This is a genomic window from Salegentibacter sp., assembly GCF_041642575.1.
Taxonomy (GTDB): Bacteria; Bacteroidota; Bacteroidia; order Flavobacteriales; family Flavobacteriaceae; genus Salegentibacter.
The window spans coordinates 1-2837 of record NZ_JBEPWD010000085.1 but is presented as its reverse complement, the minus strand read 5'-3'; the positions used below and the strand labels follow the sequence as shown (position 1 = coordinate 2837).

Annotated in this window: 3 protein-coding genes; 1 reads left to right on the top strand and 2 read right to left on the bottom strand. The window is 40.2% G+C overall.

Going from position 1 to position 2837, the window contains the following annotated elements; genetic code table 11:
- Window positions 1–963 (top strand): bile acid:sodium symporter family protein (locus ACESK1_RS10765; protein ID WP_372920186.1); only part of this gene is annotated, 963 nt, incomplete at its 5' end.
- Here ACESK1_RS10765 and ACESK1_RS10760 read toward each other — a convergent pair.
- Window positions 958–1350, bottom strand: a complete 393-nt coding sequence (locus ACESK1_RS10760) for a DUF423 domain-containing protein (protein ID WP_372920185.1) — start codon at window positions 1348–1350, stop codon at window positions 958–960. The two genes, ACESK1_RS10765 and ACESK1_RS10760, sit on opposite strands and share 6 nt — an antisense overlap.
- 69 nt (window positions 1351–1419) lie before the next feature.
- Window positions 1420–2837 (bottom strand): carbamoyl-phosphate synthase large subunit (gene carB, locus ACESK1_RS10755; protein ID WP_372920184.1); only part of this gene is annotated, 1418 nt, incomplete at its 5' end.

The following is a 2837-nucleotide window of genomic DNA, read 5'->3' as shown; positions in this document are numbered from 1 at the left end:
AACGGATTCATAGTCGCGCTTTTTGCTGCCATAATTATCGCTTATTATGTTCCGCAGGGTATTGAGATCCTTCCTTTAAAGACGATCACCGATATCGGGATTGGTCTTATCTTCTTTTTTTACGGACTCAAGCTTTCCCCGGCCGAATTTAAAATGGGTTTTCTGAATTACAAGGTTCATATTGTAATTCAACTAACCACTTTTGTGGTTTTTCCGCTGTTAGCTATGCTTTTTTTGCCGTTTTTCGAAACAGGAACAGGCTCCGATCTTTGGATCGCCCTATTTTTCCTGGGAACATTGCCCTCTACCGTTTCTTCTTCTATCGTTATGGTTTCCCTGGCAAAAGGGAATTTACCCACGGCGATTTTTAACGCCAGCCTTTCAGGGTTAATTGGAATAATCGCTACCCCATTATGGCTGAGTTTCTTTATTAAGAAATCCGGGGAATTTGATTTTGGATCTATTATTCTGAAGCTTTTTCTTCAAATTATATTACCGCTCATTATTGGATTGTTTCTGCAACGATTCTGGGGTGATTTTGCAAGAAAACACAGCAAACAACTGAGTCTGTTGGACAAAACCACCATTATTTTAATCGTTTATTCCAGTTTCAGTGCATCCTTTTTGTCTAATTTATTCGAGAGAATAAGCATTCTTGAAATGACGAAACTTGGTGCTATGGTCGTCGTACTATTTTTTGGGGTTTATTATGGCCTGGGCTTTCTAAGTAAAAAACTTGGATTCAATACACCCGACAAGATTACGGCTCAGTTTTGCGGAACAAAGAAGTCCCTCGTTCACGGTTCAGTTATGGTGAAAGTGATCTTTGGTAGCTCGGCGAGCACAGGGTTACTTTTATTGCCAATTATGCTTTATCACTCTTTACAATTACTTCTGGTTGCCTGGTATGCAGAAAGGTATCGGAAACAAAGAGTTGCAGAAATTGAAGCTGAAAAGCTATAGATACGCTGCTATTTCAGCGATGTTAATGGTAAAAAATATCCAACCCAGAATAAGTAATAAACCGCCTAAAGGCGTAACCGGACCAAGAAAACGGAGTTTCTTTCCAAATGCTGAACTTAGGGTAAGCCCATAAATACTGAAGGAAAAAAGAAAAATTCCGAGGATAAAAAACCAGGCCGTTAGTTGCTGGGAAACCCCTATGAAGGGAAAGCTTATTCCAGAGATAATCAAAATCAAAGCGTGATACATTTGATATTTCACTCCTGTTTCAAAGCTTTTTAATTGGTCGTCATTAAATCGTTTCTTCAATGCGTGGGCGCCAAAAGCACCAAATACAACAGCTAAAGCGCCATAAATACCGCCAATAATAAGAACCAGTTCCTTCATATTTCAAATTAAAAACCCATTGTGAGATTAAGAGCTCACAATGGGTTAAATTTATAATAACTCCTGATATTATTTACTCAGGTACATTTTTCTTCTTGAATAAAGATCGTAGAAAGCATCATCTTTCAAACTATCGATAAACAAGATACTTTCTCCGGTACTTTTCATTTCAGGTCCCAGTTGTTTATTCACATTATGGAACTTGTTAAAAGAGAATACCGGTTGCTTTATCGCATATCCCTCCAGTTTTGGGTTGAAATTAAAGTCTTTCACCTTCTTCTCTCCCAGCATCACCTTAGTTGCGTAATTCACATAGGGTTCGCCATAAGCTTTCGCGATAAATGGAACCGTTCTCGAGGCCCTTGGATTTGCTTCTATGATGTAAACCATATCATCTTTAATCGCAAACTGGATATTGATCAACCCAACAGTATTTAAAGCCAGGGCAATTTTTTTAGTGTGATCCTTGATTTGTTGCATCACCAGATCGCCCAGGTTAAATGGTGGAAGTACCGCATTAGAATCTCCTGAATGGATTCCGCAAGGCTCGATATGCTCCATTATCCCTATAATATGAACATCTTCCCCGTCACAAATAGCATCAGCTTCTGCTTCAATCGCTCCGTCCAGATAGTGATCCAGCAATAATTTATTGTTTGGTATTTTTCTAAGAAGGTCTACTACGTGCGCCTCGAGATCGTCCTTATTGATAACGATCTTCATCCCTTGTCCTCCAAGAACGTAAGACGGTCTTACCAAAAGAGGGAAATCAAGTTCATCAGCCAGAGCAAGAGCTTCATCGGCGGTTTCAGCTACACCAAAATCAGGGAAGGGAATATCATTATCCTTTAACAACTTCGAAAAACTTCCACGGTCTTCAGCAAGATCCAGCGCTTCAAAGCTGGTTCCCATAATTTTTATACCGTAACGATCAAGCTTTTCTGCCAGTTTCAACGCAGTTTGTCCACCCAGCTGCACTATTACACCTTCAGGTTTTTCGTGCCGAATAATGTCGTAGATATGCTCCCAGAAAACCGGTTCAAAATAAAGTTTATCAGCAATATCAAAATCGGTGGAAACAGTTTCAGGATTACAGTTGATCATTATGGTCTCGTAGCCACACTCTGATGCGGCCAGTACTCCGTGAACACAGGAATAATCGAATTCTATCCCCTGCCCGATCCTGTTTGGACCTGAACCAAGAACCACGATCTTTTTTCTATCGGTTACTTTACTTTCGTTCGCGACATATCTTTTTCCGTCAGGAGTTTCAATATCGGCCTCAAAAGTGGAATAATAGTAAGGAGTTTCGGCCTTAAACTCGGCGGCACAGGTATCAACCAGTTTAAATACCCGGTTTACACCAAGTTCCTCTCTTTTTTTATAGACTTCGCTCTCCCAGCAATCCAGCATATGAGCTATCTGGCGATCGGCAAAACCTTTTTGTTTAGCTTCCAGGAGAAGGTCCTTCGGAAGTGAATTAATAT

Coding starts and splice junctions, on each gene's coding strand:
- ACESK1_RS10760 (WP_372920185.1), bottom strand. CDS start 1,350: ATGAAGGAACTGGTTCTTATTATTGGCGGTATTTATGGCGCTTTAGCT.